Raw genomic sequence first — 14,953 nt, forward strand, 5'->3', positions numbered from 1 at the left:
TCACAAAAGCCCGCCGCTTCGTCACCGGGCAGCCCGCAGCGGGCGGGGAGGCGCCACCATGCAGCGCATGAATCCGAACCCCGCCCCGCCCTCGCGCCGCCACGACATCGATGCGCTGCGTGCACTCGCCTTCGGGCTCGTGATCCTCTACCACGTGGCGATGTACTACGTGGCCGACTGGCCCTGGCACCTCAAGAGCCCGCACGCGGCCGAATGGCTGCAGTGGCCGATGCGCGCGCTCAACATCTGGCGCATGGACCTGGTGTTTCTGATCTCTGGCGTGTCGCTGGCTTTCCTGTGTCGCGGCCAGGGCACCTGGCAGCTGCTGCGGGGCCGCGGATTGCGGCTGATGCTGCCGCTGGCCTTCGGCATGGCGGTAGTGGTGCCGTACCAGGCCTATGCGGAAGGCATGGCCAGGGGCCTGGTCGCGCCGGGCTTCGGCGCCTTCCTGCTGCGCTACCTGCCGATGAACGATCCCTGGCCGCCCGACGCCTTCACGGGTGCGGCGTTCGGCATCACCTGGAACCATCTCTGGTACCTGCCCTATCTGTTCGCCTACACCGCGCTGGTCGCGCTGACGCTGCCGCTCTGGCGTTCGCGCGCGGGGCGCCGGCTCGGCGATGGCTTCAACGGGCTGCGCGGTGCGAAGCTGATGCTCTTGCCGGCCCTGCCGCTGGTGGCGTGGACAATGCTGCTGGCCCGGCACTTTCCACCCACGCACGACCTCGTGCACGACGTCTACCTGCACGGCATCTACTTCACGGTGTTCCTGTATGGCTGGTGGATGGGCACAGAGATGGCGAGCGGCATCTGGCGCGAGCTGGAGCGCCTGCGCTGGGCCTCGCTTGCGCTCGCGGCCGCGGCCTTCGGTGCTTTCGTCCTGCTAAGGCTCCGCACCGGGACGCCGCCGCCCGCGGTGATCGATCTGCTGCGCATGCTCTACCTGTGGTCTGCGCTCGCCACGATCCTCGGCCATGCATACCGCCACCTGAACCGGCGCTGGGCGTGGCTGCGCTGGGCCAACGAATCGGTCTTTCCCTGGTACATGCTGCACCAGACGCTGATCGTGGCGGGCATCGTGCTGCTGGCGCCGCTGGCGCTGGGCCCGATGCTGGAGCCGACGCTGCTCGTGGCGCTGACCTTCGGCGGCTGCTGGCTGCTGACCGACGGGCTGATCCGCCGCCTCGGCTGGCTTCGGCCGCTGTTCGGCCTCAAGCGCCGGCGCGGGGCTGCTGCGGCGCCGCTTGCTCCGGCGCCACCGGCACCAGGATGGCGTTCCCGGTCGCCACGAGCTTGAGGCTGTCGCCTTCGCCCTGGCCATAGAGTTCGGCCGCGGCAAACACCTGCTTGCGCCCGGCCTTCACCACCTTGCCGCGCGCCACGAAGACGCGGCCGATCGCGGGCGAGAGGCAGTTGACCGAGAACTGCGACGCCAGCACCCGCCCCGACACCGTGGAGGCCGCGAAGCCGCAGGCGGTGTCGAGCAGCGCGCCGATCATCCCGGCATGCAGGAAGCCGGCGTACTGGCCCATGTCTTCCTCGCGCCACGCCATGCGCAGCTCGGCTTCGCCGGCTTCGGCACGCGTGACCTCGAAGCCGGCCCAGCGGTTGAAGGCAGCCATCTTGTTGATGGCCTGGATGGTGTCGAGCATGGCGGTCTCGCTTTCGAAAAGTGGATGGAGCCACTCTACGAACGGCAGCCTTGGCCTGCGGTCGCACCCGCGACGGATCCGGTGCGAGGAGTTGCCTTGGCGACAGGACCGCGCAAGCAAAGCGCCGCAAGCGCCAAACCGAAGGCCGTCGAACCGGCCCAGGCGCGCCACAGGTTCGCGGCATTCCAGCGCTCGCGCACCTGCGCCCAATCGGACGGCAGCGCCAGCGGGTCCCACGACTCGGTATAGGCATTGAGCGGCAGGTTCACGCGCGCGGTGAAGAGCACGATGCCCAGCGCATACAGCAACCCCGCAGCCGCCAGGCACCAGAACCAGCGCTCCCGCCATGCCGGCCATGCCGCCAGCACCGCCAACGCGCACAGCAGCGGCGGACCGAAGAAGAACCCGAAGAACATCGCATGGCGCACGTTTCGGTTGAGGCTGGACTGCACCTGCGCATAGGTGTTGCCGTCCATCTGCAGCGTCGCGAAGTTGACGTTGGCGCTGTAGGTCCAGAAGAAGCCGGCCATCACGCCCAGGCAGAAGACGGCGAGCGCGTGCAGCCCGAGCTGCACGGACATCGGCGGAAAACGGAACATGGGGTGCCTCGTCGAATAAAAAGCGCCACTGTCGCAGCGTCGCCGCCGCGGCGCCTTAACCGCCGATAAGCCCCATGGACGCGCGCAGCCGCGACAACGAGACGTCCGTCATGCCCAGGTACGAGGCCAGGTGCCTCAGCGGGATGCGCCCGGTCCATTCGGGGCGCTCGCGCAGCAGTGCCTCGTAGCGATCGCGCGCCGTGCATTGCAGGAAGGCCTGCTCGCGCCGCATCTTGTCGTCGAGCAGGCCCGCGAGCGCCTGCAGCCGCACCGCGGTCCACGACGGCAGGCCGGCCACGGCCGCTTCGAGCGCGGGGAACGGCAGGCACCGCACGGCCGACGGCTCCAGTGCCGCAATGAAGAAGGCCGCCGGCTCGCGACGCAGCGCATCGGTCACGGGCCAGATGAAGGCATCCTCCGCATGGAAGTTCTTGTTCGACTCGCGGCCTTCGCGGTCGATGTAGAACAACCGCAGGATCCCACGTTCGACCCAGAAAGCATGCTGCCACGGCGCGCCCGCCGGGAGCAGCGTGGCATGCGGCGCGAGCGTGGTGCGCTGCGCCTGGCCCGCCAGAGCGGCCAGCGCGCAAGCGTCGAGTTCGGGAAAGCGCCGCGCCAGCGCCTGCATCCAGTTGCAATCCGCGGGTTCAGAAGACACCGGCCTGCTCCGGTCAGGCGTCCGGCGTTGCCGTGGCTTGCGGACCGGCCTTGCCGCGCTTGCCCCGCGCCGCCTTCTTCGCGGCGCGCTCGGCGTCGATGCGCTGGCCCTCGGCCAGCCAGGCCGCGAACTCCTCGGGCGTCTCGAGCGTGATGCGCCCGAGATTGCCCGCGCGGAATTCGTGCATCACGATCTCGGCTGCCTTCTGCAGGTTGACGCGCCCCTTGCCGAGCAGCGCACCGCGCTTGCGGCCGATGGCCTCGAGCAGTTCCTCGTCCGTCATGGCGGCGAGGCTGGCGGCGTCGTCTTCGAGCTTGAAGCGCACACCGATGCCGCCGGCATAGTGCGCCTTCAGGTAGCCGAGCAGTTCGAGCGCGACCTCTTCCTCGTCGAAGGCATTGCGGCCCACCGCGCCACTGGCGGCAAGGTTGTAGCCGCTCTTGGGCACCACGATGCGCGGCCACAGCATGCCCGGCGTGTCCCACAGGTAGAAGTCGTCGGCAAGCGTGATGCGCTGCTCCAGCTTGGTGATGCCGGCCTCGTCGCCGGTCTTGGCCTTGCGGCTGCCCGTGAGCGTGTTGATGAGCGTCGACTTGCCGACGTTGGGAATGCCGCAGATCAGCACGCGCATCGGCTTGGCCATGCCGCCGCGGTTGGGCGCGAGTTCGTGGCAGGCGCGCACGATCGCCTGCGCGGGCGTGGTCAGGCTCGCGTCGAGCGCGATCGCGCGCGTGGCGGGCAGCGCGTTGTAGTGCGCCAGCCAGGCGGCGGTGCGCGCCGGGTCGGCCAGGTCCTGCTTGTTGAGCACCTTCAGCGCGGGCCGGCCGGCCGTGAGCTCGGCAAGCATCGGATTGGCGCTGGAGCCCGGCAGGCGCGCATCGAGCAGCTCGATGACCACGTCGATGTCCTTCACGCGCTCGGTGATGGCCTTCTGGGTCAGGTGCATGTGACCGGGGAACCACTGGATCGCCATCGGTGGGTGTTCTTTCCTTGAGGTACGGGGGCTGCATTGTGGCCCGGGATCGTGCAGGCCTGTGCGGGCAGGCAACCGACACCTTAGTTCGCAGCAAGCGCGCCCCGCCGTGCGCAGAAGTTTTTTACATCGCCGTGCGCGCTTCCGCGCCTATCATTTGCTCGAGGGCGGCGCATCGGTGCGTCGGTCGAAGCCAGAATTCTTGATAGATGGAGTGCAAGCGATGAAACCGGTCTCCGAACTGCTCAAGCGCCACCAGTCCGCCGCATGGCGCACCTCGCCCGATGCCAGCGTGTTCGACGCGCTCGAGACCTTGGCGCGCTTCGAGGTCGGCGCGCTCATGGTGATGGACGGCGAGAAGCTCGTGGGCTTCCTGTCCGAGCGCGACTACACCCGCAAGGTGGCGCTGCAGGGCAAGAATTCCAAGGAAGTGAAGGTCTCCGAGATCATGACGCCCGACGTGATGACCGTGACACCACAGACCCGCACCCGTGCCTGCATGGCGCTGATGAGCCAGCGCAAGTTCCGCCACCTGCCGGTGGTCGACGGCGACAAGGTGGTGGGCATGATCTCGATCCAGGATCTGATGGACGACATCATTTCCGACCACGAGGAAACCATCGCGCAGCTCACAACCTATATCCAGAGCTGAACACCGCCTGTCCCCAGGTAGGGGCACACGCCTACGCCGGACGGCACCGATCCGGGTGCAAAGTGGGCCTTCGTCCAATTCATCCGAGCAGGGAGTTTTCGCATGCAGATTCAGGTCAACACGAGCAATGGCGTGGACAACAAGGAAACGCTGGAGCGTTGGGCCGATACCGAGATAAAGCAACAGCTGAGCCGCTTCGCGGGAGAGGTGACACGCGTCGAGGTGCACCTGAGCGACGAGAACCACGACAAGGCTGGCGCAGCCGACAAGTGCTGCACGATGGAAGCGCGCCTCGCGCACCACCAGCCGCTGGCCGTGACCCAGCATGCCGCCGGGCTCGACGAGGCCTTCCGCGGTGCGACCGAGAAGCTCAAACGCCTGCTCGACCACACGCTGGGGCGGCTGCACAGCCACCGCGACCGCGAATCGATTCGCAAGGATCCGGGCTTCATCGCCGAGTAACGGCAGCGCGGCCCCGGCAGGGGTTCAGCCCCGCGCCGCGTTCGCCTTCATTGCCTTGCCAACCTCGTTGGTGCCTTGCGCGGCACCGCTTTGCGGCACGGTCTCTCCCTCGCGCGAGATCACGTCGGCGAGCCGCTCGGCCAACTGCTCGGGCGTGTCGGTGCCAATGCCGAGCCAGGCGCCCTGCGTCAGCGTGATGTACGCAGCCTCGAAAGTGCCGGCGCCCGCGCAGAGGATGGTGCGGTTCGGTGCGTCCGCCGATGCCAGCACCAGCATGGCCGGCACCACTGCCTCGGGCTTGAGCGCATCGAGCACCTCTTGCGGCATCAGGCCTTCGGTCATGCGCGTGGCCGCGGTGGGCGCGAGGCAGTTGACACGGATGTCGTTCTTCGCGCCCTCGATGCTCAGCGTCTGCATCAGCCCTACGAGCGCGAGCTTGGCCGCGCCGTAGTTGCTCTGGCCGAAGTTGCCGTAGAGCCCCGAGGACGAGGTGGTCATGACGATGCGGCCGTACTTCTGCTCGTTCATGAGCGCCCAGACGGCCTTGGTGCAATTCACCGCGCCCATCAGGTGCACGTCGAGCACCAGCCTGAAATCGGCGAGGTCCATCTTGGCGAAGCTCTTGTCGCGCAGGATGCCGGCGTTGTTCACCAGGATGTCGACGCGGCCCCAGGCATCCACTGCCTGCTGCACCATCGCCTGCACCGCGGCGAAGTCCGTCACCGAAGCACCGTTGGCGATGGCCTCGCCGCCCGCTGCGCGAATCTCGGCGACCACGCTTTCGGCGGCGCTCGACGAGCCGCCAGAACCGTCGGCGGCGCTGCCCAGGTCGTTGACCACAACCTTGGCGCCGCGCGCCGCAAGCGCCAGCGCATGCTGGCGGCCCAGGCCGCCGCCGGCGCCCGTCACGATGGCCACGCGGCCGTGGAAGTCGATGGTACTGTTGCTCATGGGTCGCTCTTTTACCCCAGAAAAGCGCAGCGGCACGAGCGGCCGCCCGCCCCTTCAGTCGCGCGCGTGACGCAGGGTGTCGCAGTAGGCCACCAGCTGGTCGAGTTCGGCCGACTTGTCGAAGAAGGCGTCGGCGCCGAGCTGGGCCGAGCGCCTGCGCATGTCGGCCGTCGCGTAGTTGCTGAGCACCACCACCTTCTGCCTGGCGCGGCGATTGCGGCAGGCCCGCACCACCCCGAGGCCGTTGCCGCGCTCGAGGAACAGGTCGACGATGGTCAGGTCCCAGTCGTCGTGGTGGGTGTCGAGCCAGTTGACGGCCTCCTCCTCGGTGCTGGCGCAGGCCACCACGTCCGCATCGGCCACGTCATGGAGGAACCCGACGAGGTTGTCGCGGATGAGGGCACTGTCCTCGACGAGGTAGGCCTTGACAGTCATGCCGGCATCTCCGGCACGGCCAGGCGCCTGAAGTGGGAGTTGCGGGATCTTGGAAGCTGCATGGCTCCATGGTCGCCGCGGTGCGCGCAGCCACGGTGAGCGATGCAGGCCAATGCCTGTAGGCGATTGGCGCCCGCGCCTGTCGTCATGGTAGCGCGGGCCCAGTGGGAAGCGGAGGACAGCCGCGGCGGCCGATAGGCTATCGCACCAGCCACCTCCCCACCATCCGCAGGATCTCGTCTTTTACCCGCCCCGCGTCCATGGTCGCGTTGTTCAGGCGATGCACGGAAATACCACGAAGCAGGCTCATGATGATGAAGGCGGCCGACTGCGTATCGACGTCCTGCTCGATCTGGCCCAGTGCCTTGGCCTCGTTCAGCTTGAACTCGGCATAGGCCACGATCTTCTCGTTGTAGTCGTGCACGAAGCCGTACAGCGACGAATCGGCCACCGATGAATCCAGCACGATGAAGAACATGGCACGGATGCTCTTCACGGCATCTTCCGCGCGCTGGGTGTAGGCGTCGACCAGCGAATAGATGCCGGCGAGGCCGGTGGTGTCGGCGCCGCCCTTCTTGCGCTGGGTGTTGAAGTCGCGCCAGAGGTATTCGAGGCACTGCGACAGCAGCTTGTCCTTGGAACCGAAGTGCAGGTGCGCCAGCCCGCGGCTGTAGCCGGCCTTGATGCCGACTTCGGCCATGGTGAGCCCGCTCACGCCTTTTTCGGCGATCAGTTCGATGGCGGCCTGCACCATGCCGTTCACCGATTCCTCGCGGCGCTGCTCCTGCGTACGGCCTGTGGTTTCCTTCATGGGCAGCAGATGTCGTGTTGCGTTGCAGATCTCGGCCATGGCGGATGCCATGAAAAAATCGGCCCGCGAGCCGATTTCGTTTGGAACGTCAGGACGGGACGATGTGAGCCCGCTCGGCCACGCGTTTGAATCGGAGATATTCCGAGCGCTGGAACTCGCCCAGCTCCGCCAGTGACTTGGACAGGAATGTACCAGCCCGGGCCGACTGGTACGCCTTGGCGGCCTCGGTGCCCTGCACAGCGGTGATCGCCTCGGCCAACGCCTTCATCTTGTCTGCGGGCGTGCCGGCTTTCATCGACAGCGACGACCAGACATAGGTCTCGAACTCGGTGTGCCCCAGTTCCTTCATTGTCGGGGTGTCGGGCAGCAGCCTGTCGCGCTCGGCGCCGGTGATGGCCAGCACGCGCAGCTTCCTGGCCCTTTGCATCGCGGCGATGCCGGTGATGTCGTTGAGCGCGACGTCGAGCCGGTTGCCGATCACATCGGTCACCATGGGCGCACCGCCCTTGTAGCGTACGGGCGTGATCTTGATCGCGAGTTCCTGGGCCAGCCACTCGCCGACCAGGCGATAGCCTTCGGAATAGTTGCCCACCGAAATGGGCTGGCCCTTCGCCTTATATCCCGCCGCCACGTCGGCGATGCTGTTGTAGGGTGAGTCGTTGCTGGTGATGAAGGCCGCGGCCGAGATGCCCAGTCCATGCAGCGGTGCCAGGTCCTTGAAGGGGTCGTAGCCCAGGTCCTTCACCATCACCGGGTTCACCGCGATCAGAGAGTTGCTGCCGAGCAGGATGGTGTTGCCGTCGGCCGGTTCCGCCAGCACCGTGCGCACGGCGATCACGCCGCTGGCACCGGGTTTGTTCTCGACGATGACCGGGCGGTTGATCTTTCGCGACAACTGCTCGGCATAGAAGCGCGCGCCCTCGTCGGAACCGCTTCCCGCGGTAAAGGGAACGACGATGCGAATCGCTGGCGGCTGCGCGAGCGCGATCGAGGGAAAGGCCAGCGCCGATGCGCCCGCCAGCACGCTGGCGCCGAATTGTCTGCGTTGCATATCTCTTGCCTCCTGTTGTGAACTTGCTGATCAGTCTTCGAAAACGGGCGGTCGCCGCTGCGCCATCGCCTGCACGCCCTCGGCCAGGTCGGGGCCGGCGAACTGCTCGGACTGCGCCGCGCTCTCGCGCGAGAGCGCGCTGAGGATGTGGTGGAGCGAATCGCCCTGGACGCTCCGGCGCGTGGATTGCACGGCGCGCGGCGAGGAGACGGCGATCTCCCGCGCGAGGTTCATGGCGGCGGTGCGCACGTCGGGCTTGGAAACGAGGAAGTCCACCAGTCCGATGGCCTTGGCCTGCTCGCCGCCGACGCGCGCGCCGGTGTAGAGCATCCATGCCGCCTTCTGCTTGCCGACGAGTGCGGGCAAGGTGTGCGACAGCGCAAAGCCGGGATGGAAGCCCAGCCGGTTGAAGTTGGCGCAGAAGCGGGCCTCGGCGCACGACACACGGAAATCCGCACTCAGCGCCAGGCCCAGGCCGCCCCCGATCGCAGCGCCCTCGATGGCGGCGACGATCGGCTTGCCGAAGCTGAAGATGCGCAGCGCCTCCTGGTAGATCGGGTTGATGCGCGAGGCGCTGCGCGGCACGCTCGCGCCCTCTCGCCTCGCGAAATCCGCGCCGGCGCAGAAGGCGCTGCCACCTGCGCGCAGCAGCACGACGCGGCAAGCCTTGTCCGCTTGCAGCTGGTCGAGTTCGTCGCCGATGCGGGCGATCATCTCCACGTCGAAGAAATTGTGCGGCGGGCGGTTCAACTCGATCACGGCCACGTGGCCGTCGCGGCTGCTCAGGATGGCGGATTGGGAGGTGTCGGCGTCAGGCATGTCCGGTGGTCCTTTCGGGTTTGAGGGGGGGGTGCTGCTGCCTGCGACGGCAAGGTGCGCGCAGTCAGGTGCGGCCAGAACGCAACCGCGCCGCCTGCGATGAAGGCGCGGCCCAGCCGCTCTGCCCATTCGGAGCTGCTGCCGGCCTCGGCGCGCCAGGCCCAGAGCCTGCGGGTTGCGAAGTTGAGCGGGTACTCGTGCGTGAAGCCGATGGCGCCATGCACCTGATGAGCGATCGACGCACCGGTCTTCACCGCGTCGCTCGCGGTCACCTTGGCCACCGCGGCGCTGAACTCGGCGCGCGGAGCCTCGCTGTCCGCCAGGGCGGGTAGATCCCTCAGGGCCGTGGCGCTGGCCGCATGGCTGCATGCCACCTCGCCCGCCAGGACCGCCAGCTGTTGCTGGATGGCCTGGTTCCGTCCGATGGGCTTGCCGAACTGCACGCGGTCCTTCACGTACTGCACGGCCAGGTCGAGCGCATATTCGAGTGCGCCGGTCAGTTGCGTCGCGATCACGGCGGCATAGGCTGCCTCCAGCGGTTGCGCGAGTCCGTCGATGCGCACCGGGAGCATGTGGGCCACGGGCGCTTGCGAGAGCATCACCGCGTCGGCCGGGAGCGAGGCGGCGTCCACACCATGCGCCACCTCCACACAGGGCCCCTTGGCGTCGACCAGGCCGATGCCATCGGCCAGCTCCACGAGCAGCCATTGGGCGTGGCGCGCCCATTTCACTGCCTTGATGCGGCCAGTGAGGCTGCTCGGCGCCCCCTCTGCGCCGCGGGCGAGCGCCAGGTCCCGGGTCTGCAGGCCCGCGGCGAGGGCCACGATGCTCTCGGCCGGCAGGTCGAGGCCGCAGCGCGACGCGAAGTACTGGCCCACCACCGCCTGCGCGAGCGGCACCGGCGCCTGCGTGTAGCCCACCTGGTGGAACAGCGGCATGGCGTCGGCCCACGACGCTTCGATGCCGCCATGCGCCTCGCGGCAGAGGATCTTGGTCATGCCCGCATCGGTGATGGTGCGCCAGAGGTCGTCGGCAAAGGCGCCGGCTTCCACGGCGATCAGGCGCTCGCGCGTCACTTCGTTGGACAGCAGCCGCTGCACGGTCTGGCCGATCATGTCGTCGTTCATCGCAGCCCCAGTTCCTTGGCGATGATCCCGCGCAGGATCTCCCGCGTGCCGCCGCGCAGCGAGAAGGACGGCGCCGCCAGCGTGAGGAAGTTCAGCACCTGGTCGAACGCGCTGCCGTCACCCAGCTTGTCGGGAAATATCTCGTAGGCGATGTCGGGCAGCGACTGCTCGAGCAGCGCGCCCTGGTCCTTGACGATCGACGCGGCCAGCGAAGGGTCTTCGCCCTTGGACATCATCAGCGCGATGCCTTGCGACATCTGGCGCAGGCTGGCGTAGCGCGCAATCACCTTGCCGATGGCCACGCTCTGCTGCGGGTTGCCGGCGTCGGCCTCGTCGAGCATTTCGAGCAGCAGCTGGGTGCTGCTCAGGAAGCGTTCGGCGCCCGAACGCTCGAACTTGAGCTCGTTGATCACCTGGCGCCAGCCCTTGCCCTCCTCGCCCACCAGGTGGTCGTCGGGGACGAACACGTCGTCCAGCGTGACCTCGTTGAAGATGCGCGTGCCCAGCTGCGAGACGATCGGCCGCACGGTGACGCCCGGGCGGTCCATCTCGATGAAGATCTGGCTCATGCCGGCGTGGCGGTCGTCGCCGCGGTCGCTGGTGCGCACCAGGGCGACCATGTAGTGCGCGTGATGCGCCCCCGAAGTCCAGACCTTGCGGCCGTTGATCTTCCAGCCGCCGTCCACCTTGGTGCCGCGGGTGCGGATGGATGCCAGGTCGGAGCCCGCGTCGGGCTCGCTCATGCCGATGCAGATGAAGGCCTCGCCGCGGATGATCTCGGGCACCACCTTGGGCGCCAGCTTGTCGCGGCTGTAGCGGATGAGCAGCGGGCCCATCTGGCGGTCGGAGGCCCAGTGCGCGCCCATCGGTGCGCCCACGGCCAGCAGTTCCTCGAGCATCACGTAGCGTTCGAGCATGGTCTTGCCGCCGCCGCCGATGTCGGTCGGCCAAGTCATGCCGAGCCAGCCCTGCTCCGCCATCTTTTTCGTGAACGCCGGGTCGCGGCCGGACCAGTTCTGCGCCCGCTGGGCTTTCGAGTACCGGGCCATGTTCTCCTGGGCGAAGGCCCTGACTTCCTGTCGAAGCGCTTCGCATTCCGCGGGCAGGTCTTCGACCGAAATGTGCAATGCATCCATGTTTTTCCTAAGTTGCTTGCGATCAAGCAATAATCTATATTCATCACCAGCATTCCGCTGTAGGTAGTAACGATGAGACGCGAGGCCCTGCCATGAACGAGACGACACCCACCGACGCGGCACCCGCGGCCAGGCCCCCGCGCCGCGGCCCCCTCGATGGCATCCGGGTGCTGGACCTGACCGCCGTGGTGCTCGGCCCCGTGGCCACGCAGGTGCTGGCCGACTACGGGGCCGACGTGATCAAGGTGGAGCCGCCCGAGGGCGACCTGATGCGTGCCAATGGCGTGGGCCGCTCGCCCGGCATGAGCTCGACCTTCATGAACATCAACCGCAACAAGAGTTCGGTGTGCATCGATCTGAAGACCGAGGCGGGCAACGCGCAGCTACGCGGGCTCGTCGCTCGGTGCGACGTGCTGGTGCACAACATCCGCGTCAGGGCGATCGAGCGGCTGGGCTTCGGCTACGAAGCAGTGCGGCGGATCAACCCGCGCATCGTCTATTGCGCCGCCACCGGCTTCGGCGAAGGCGGTGCGTTCGCGGGCCAGCCCGCGTTCGACGACATCATCCAGGGCGCCTGCGGCCTGGCGCACCTGATGGGCCACGAGAGCGGTGCGCCCGAATACGCACCGACGCTGCTGGCCGACAAGATCGCCGGCCTGGCCACGGCCAACGCCATCCTCGGTGCGCTGGTGCACCAGGCGCGCAGCGGCGAAGGCCAGTACGTGGAGGTGCCGATGTTCGAGACCATGGTCGCCTTCACCATGACGGAACACCTGGGTGGCCAGGGCTTCGAGCCGCCGATCGCCGAAGCGGGTTACGCACGGCTGCTCAAGGGCGGCCGCAAGCCCTCGCCCACCAAGGACGGGCACATCGCCCTGCTGCCCTACACGGAGCAGCACTGGAAGGCTTTCTTCCACCACTTCGGACGCGGCGAGTTCATCGATCGGTTCAACATCGCGAGCCGCACCGATCGCAACAGGAACATCCAGGCCATCTACGCGGAACTGCGCAACATCACCGCACAGCACACGACGCGTGAGTTGATGGACGTCTGCAGCGAGATGGACATTCCCGTGGCCGAGCTCTACTCGATCCACAACATCAAGACGCATCCCCAGGCAAAGAGCACCGGCCTGTTCCAGACCGTGGCGCATCCGACGGAAGGCGCGACGGTGGTGACGCGGCCGACCGCCCTGTTCTCCGCGACCCCTACCGCGATCCACCGGCCCGCGCCCAACCTGGGCCAGGACACGGAGCGGGTGCTGGGCGGCTGAGGCCTCAGGCCGCGACGGGCAGCTTCGCGTGGCCGATGCCCAGCCGCGCCGGCGACACGTACTGCTCGCGGTAGATCTCGAACGGCATTGTGTCGGCGGCCTCGATGCGCTTCTGTTCCTGGATCGAGGCCTCGGTCATGCGCTCGAACCCGGCCTGCTGCTCGGGCGGGAACGGCAGCGCGAGCATCGCGGCGCGCGCGGCTTCCGAGCGGTCGCGCACGAAGCCGATGAAGGAGTTGCCGTACTGCGATTCGACGGCCGCCAGCACGCGGGCCGATGGCAGGCTGTCTGGTGCCTGCAGCGCCGCCAGCGCGGCGCGCACCGCCTCGGCGTGCTGCGTGCCGCCGTGGGCGGCGTCGAGCGCCCCGGCGATCGGCAGGCACTGTTCGACCAGCTCGACGCCCCAGTCGGCCAGCGCCACCTCGCGGCCCCCGCGCAGCAGGCGCAGGCCCGGCTCGCGCCCGCGCGCGGCGGTGAGGTGCTGGTTGTGGGCCAGTTCGGCGATTTCCTGCGGCGTGTCGTCGGGGCTGTCGGCGAGCAGGCACTGCAGCAGGAACACGTCGATGAAGCGCATCGTCTGCGCGTTGATGCCGACGGGCTCGAACGGGTCGAGGTCCATCAGCCGCACCTCGACGTACTCGACGCCGCGCTCGCGCAGCGCATGCAACGGACGCTCGCCAGGGTGGATGACGCGCTTCGGGCGGATGGTGCCGTAGAACTCGTTCTCGATCTGCAGCAGGCTCGTGGCCAGCTGGTTGTAGTCGCCGCCGAGGTTGCGGATGCCGATCGCCTCGTAGGCGGGCCAGGGCCGCGTGAGGGCGTCCTGCAGCGAGGCACCGTAGCCGTCGAGGCTGTTGTAGCTCACCGCGAGCGAGGCCTGCGCGTCGCTCTGGTAGCCCAGGCGCCCCATGCGCAGCGAGGTGCCGTGCGGCATGAACATGCTGCCGTCGCCGAGCGGCTGCAGCTCGTGGGGGCGACCCGCCACGAAGCTCGAACACAGCGCGGGCGAGGCGCCGAACAGGTACAGCAGCAGGAAGGCGTGGCGGCGGAAGTTTCGGATCAACGCGAAGTACTGGTCGCTCGTCACGTCGGGCAGCGACCAGTTGTAGTGGATGCCCGAGATGGTCTGCATGCGGCGGCCGTAGCGGTGGCTCAGCCCCATGCGGTAGACGCTCTTGGCGCGCCCCACGTTCGACGAACCGTAGCGCCCGATCGGGATGGTTTCGTCGGTCGGCAGGCCGCAGGGCATGCTCGACACCCAGAGCCGCTCGTCGCCCAGCGAATCGAGCACGCGGTAGGTGAACTGGTGCACGCGGGTCAGCTCGTCGACCGCCGCCTCGACGTCGGCATGCACGCCCGTGATGAGCTCCAGCTGCGATTCGCTGAAGTCGGTGGTGATGTGCGGGTGGGTCAGCGCCGCCCCGAGCGCGGCCGGATGTGGCGTCAGCGCGAGCTTGCCGTCGGGCAGCGCGCGCAGGCTCTCCTTCTCGATGCCGCGCCGCATCCCCTTCAACCGCGCGGCCGAGAGCGCACCCAGCCTCTCCTGCAATCTGCTGCTCATATTGTTATGCCCGTCAATTCCTGAGGGGCTGGAAGGTAGCACGGCCGCACGGGCACTGCTCGTGCAGGGAAACCCGGCATCCGCTATGCTGCGCGCCCGCTATGTTTTCGATAGCTGGGACCATGGCTTCAGGCGAGCACGCGCAGCAGGAAGCGGTTCAGGTCGGCGATCTCCTCCATGCAGACCGAATGCGCCATCGGGTACTCGTGCCACTCGACCGCGTGGCCCAGCGCGGCGAGCGCGTCGCGCGACTGCAGCGCCCGCGCCAGCGGCACCACCGGGTCCTGCCGGCCATGGGCAAGGAACACCGGGGTCTCGTGGTTGGCCGCATGGCGTTCGGCCGCGGTCGTGGCGGCGATCGGCAGGTAGCCCGAGAGACCGACGATGCCCGCCAGCCGCTCGGTGTGGCGCAGCCCGGTCATCAACGCCATCGCGCAGCCCTGCGAGAAGCCCGCCACCACGATGCGGCCGGCCGCGATGCCGCGCGCCTTCTCGTTCGCGATCAGCGCCTCGATGGCAGCCTGCGAACGCCGCAGTCCGGCCTCGTCCTCGCGCTTGCCGAGGTCGGACATCACGATGTCGTACCAGGCCGGCATCTGGTAGCCGCCGTTGACGGTCACCGGGATCATCGGCGCGTTCGGGAACACGAAGCGCACGGGGCCCACGGACGACAGGTCGAGTTCGTTCGCGATCGGCACGAAGTCGTTGCCGTCGGCACCGAGGCCGTGCATCACGATCACCGCGGCGGTGGGGTGGGGTGCGGTTTCAATTTCGATGGGGGGACGGGACATG

The 14,953-nt window shown here is 68.0% G+C and carries 17 protein-coding genes; 4 read left to right on the forward strand and 13 right to left on the reverse strand.

The genetic code is table 11. The features are described 5' to 3' along the window. The first annotated feature begins 67 nt into the window (after window positions 1-67). Entirely contained in the window at window positions 68-1,297 is a 1,230-nt protein-coding gene (locus AC3A6R_RS06100; protein WP_487864140.1) for an acyltransferase family protein, read from the forward strand. Here AC3A6R_RS06100 and AC3A6R_RS06105 read toward each other — a convergent pair. From AC3A6R_RS06105 to ylqF, 4 genes are read right to left on the reverse strand one after another with little or no spacing between them, the layout of a single operon-like run. Next, window positions 1,212-1,652, reverse strand: a complete 441-nt coding sequence (locus AC3A6R_RS06105) for a PaaI family thioesterase (protein ID WP_487858153.1) — start codon at window positions 1,650-1,652, stop codon at window positions 1,212-1,214. The two genes, AC3A6R_RS06100 and AC3A6R_RS06105, sit on opposite strands and share 86 nt — an antisense overlap. 35 nt (window positions 1,653-1,687) lie before the next feature. Beyond that, on the reverse strand, window positions 1,688-2,251 hold the full coding sequence (locus AC3A6R_RS06110; protein WP_487858154.1) for an anthrone oxygenase family protein: 564 nt from the start codon (window positions 2,249-2,251) through the stop codon (window positions 1,688-1,690). A gap of 55 nt (window positions 2,252-2,306) precedes the next feature. Next, window positions 2,307-2,909: a Crp/Fnr family transcriptional regulator gene (locus AC3A6R_RS06115; RefSeq protein ID WP_487864004.1), complete on the reverse strand. Its 603-nt coding sequence runs from the start codon at window positions 2,907-2,909 to the stop codon at window positions 2,307-2,309. Window positions 2,910-2,922: 13 nt separating this feature from the next. Continuing rightward, entirely contained in the window at window positions 2,923-3,882 is a 960-nt protein-coding gene (gene ylqF / locus AC3A6R_RS06120) for a ribosome biogenesis GTPase YlqF (RefSeq protein ID WP_487858156.1), read from the reverse strand. A 223-nt stretch (window positions 3,883-4,105) separates the two neighbouring features. Here ylqF and AC3A6R_RS06125 point away from each other — a divergent pair, with 223 nt between their 5' ends. Further along, on the forward strand, window positions 4,106-4,534 hold the full coding sequence (locus AC3A6R_RS06125) for a CBS domain-containing protein (RefSeq protein WP_487858157.1): 429 nt from the start codon (window positions 4,106-4,108) through the stop codon (window positions 4,532-4,534). Between the two features lie 102 nt (window positions 4,535-4,636). Beyond that, window positions 4,637-4,996 (forward strand): HPF/RaiA family ribosome-associated protein, encoded by a 360-nt coding sequence (locus AC3A6R_RS06130; protein ID WP_487864005.1) that lies wholly within the window; start codon window positions 4,637-4,639, stop codon window positions 4,994-4,996. A gap of 24 nt (window positions 4,997-5,020) precedes the next feature. On the opposite strand, the gene AC3A6R_RS06135 is transcribed toward AC3A6R_RS06130, so the two are convergent. The 7 genes from AC3A6R_RS06135 to AC3A6R_RS06165 all read right to left on the reverse strand — a co-directional run bounded on the left by AC3A6R_RS06135 (window position 5,021) and on the right by AC3A6R_RS06165 (window position 11,326). Then, window positions 5,021-5,947, reverse strand: coding sequence for an SDR family NAD(P)-dependent oxidoreductase (locus AC3A6R_RS06135; RefSeq protein ID WP_487864006.1), 927 nt, complete (start codon window positions 5,945-5,947; stop codon window positions 5,021-5,023). Window positions 5,948-6,001: 54 nt separating this feature from the next. Next, on the reverse strand, window positions 6,002-6,382 hold the full coding sequence (locus AC3A6R_RS06140; RefSeq protein ID WP_487858160.1) for a response regulator transcription factor: 381 nt from the start codon (window positions 6,380-6,382) through the stop codon (window positions 6,002-6,004). Window positions 6,383-6,581: 199 nt separating this feature from the next. Continuing rightward, complete coding sequence (locus AC3A6R_RS06145; RefSeq protein WP_487864007.1) at window positions 6,582-7,193, reverse strand: TetR/AcrR family transcriptional regulator; 612 nt, start codon at window positions 7,191-7,193, stop codon at window positions 6,582-6,584. A gap of 88 nt (window positions 7,194-7,281) precedes the next feature. Further along, complete coding sequence (locus AC3A6R_RS06150) at window positions 7,282-8,244, reverse strand: tripartite tricarboxylate transporter substrate binding protein (RefSeq protein WP_487864008.1); 963 nt, start codon at window positions 8,242-8,244, stop codon at window positions 7,282-7,284. Between the two features lie 30 nt (window positions 8,245-8,274). Further along, window positions 8,275-9,063 carry an enoyl-CoA hydratase/isomerase family protein gene (locus AC3A6R_RS06155; protein ID WP_487864009.1) on the reverse strand — a complete coding sequence of 263 codons (789 nt, stop codon included), beginning with the start codon at window positions 9,061-9,063 and terminating at the stop codon, window positions 8,275-8,277. Continuing rightward, window positions 9,027-10,190 (reverse strand): acyl-CoA dehydrogenase family protein, encoded by a 1,164-nt coding sequence (locus AC3A6R_RS06160; protein WP_487864010.1) that lies wholly within the window; start codon window positions 10,188-10,190, stop codon window positions 9,027-9,029. Before AC3A6R_RS06160 ends, AC3A6R_RS06155 begins: the two co-directional genes overlap by 37 nt. Further along, window positions 10,187-11,326 (reverse strand): acyl-CoA dehydrogenase family protein, encoded by a 1,140-nt coding sequence (locus AC3A6R_RS06165; RefSeq protein ID WP_487864011.1) that lies wholly within the window; start codon window positions 11,324-11,326, stop codon window positions 10,187-10,189. The genes AC3A6R_RS06160 and AC3A6R_RS06165 overlap by 4 nt, the downstream gene beginning before the upstream one ends. 92 nt (window positions 11,327-11,418) lie before the next feature. Here AC3A6R_RS06165 and AC3A6R_RS06170 point away from each other — a divergent pair, with 92 nt between their 5' ends. Continuing rightward, on the forward strand, window positions 11,419-12,600 hold the full coding sequence (locus AC3A6R_RS06170; protein ID WP_487864012.1) for a CaiB/BaiF CoA transferase family protein: 1,182 nt from the start codon (window positions 11,419-11,421) through the stop codon (window positions 12,598-12,600). 4 nt (window positions 12,601-12,604) lie between these two features. Here the strand turns inward: AC3A6R_RS06170 and gshA are convergent, their stop codons facing one another. After that, a complete protein-coding gene (gene gshA / locus AC3A6R_RS06175; RefSeq protein ID WP_487864013.1) occupies window positions 12,605-14,161 on the reverse strand; it encodes a glutamate--cysteine ligase in 1,557 nt (518 codons plus the stop codon). A gap of 128 nt (window positions 14,162-14,289) precedes the next feature. Then, on the reverse strand, window positions 14,290-14,952 hold the full coding sequence (locus AC3A6R_RS06180) for an alpha/beta hydrolase (RefSeq protein ID WP_487864014.1): 663 nt from the start codon (window positions 14,950-14,952) through the stop codon (window positions 14,290-14,292). Window position 14,953: the final 1 nt, after the last annotated feature.

This window comes from Variovorax sp. Soil_C_19 (assembly GCF_057657255.1).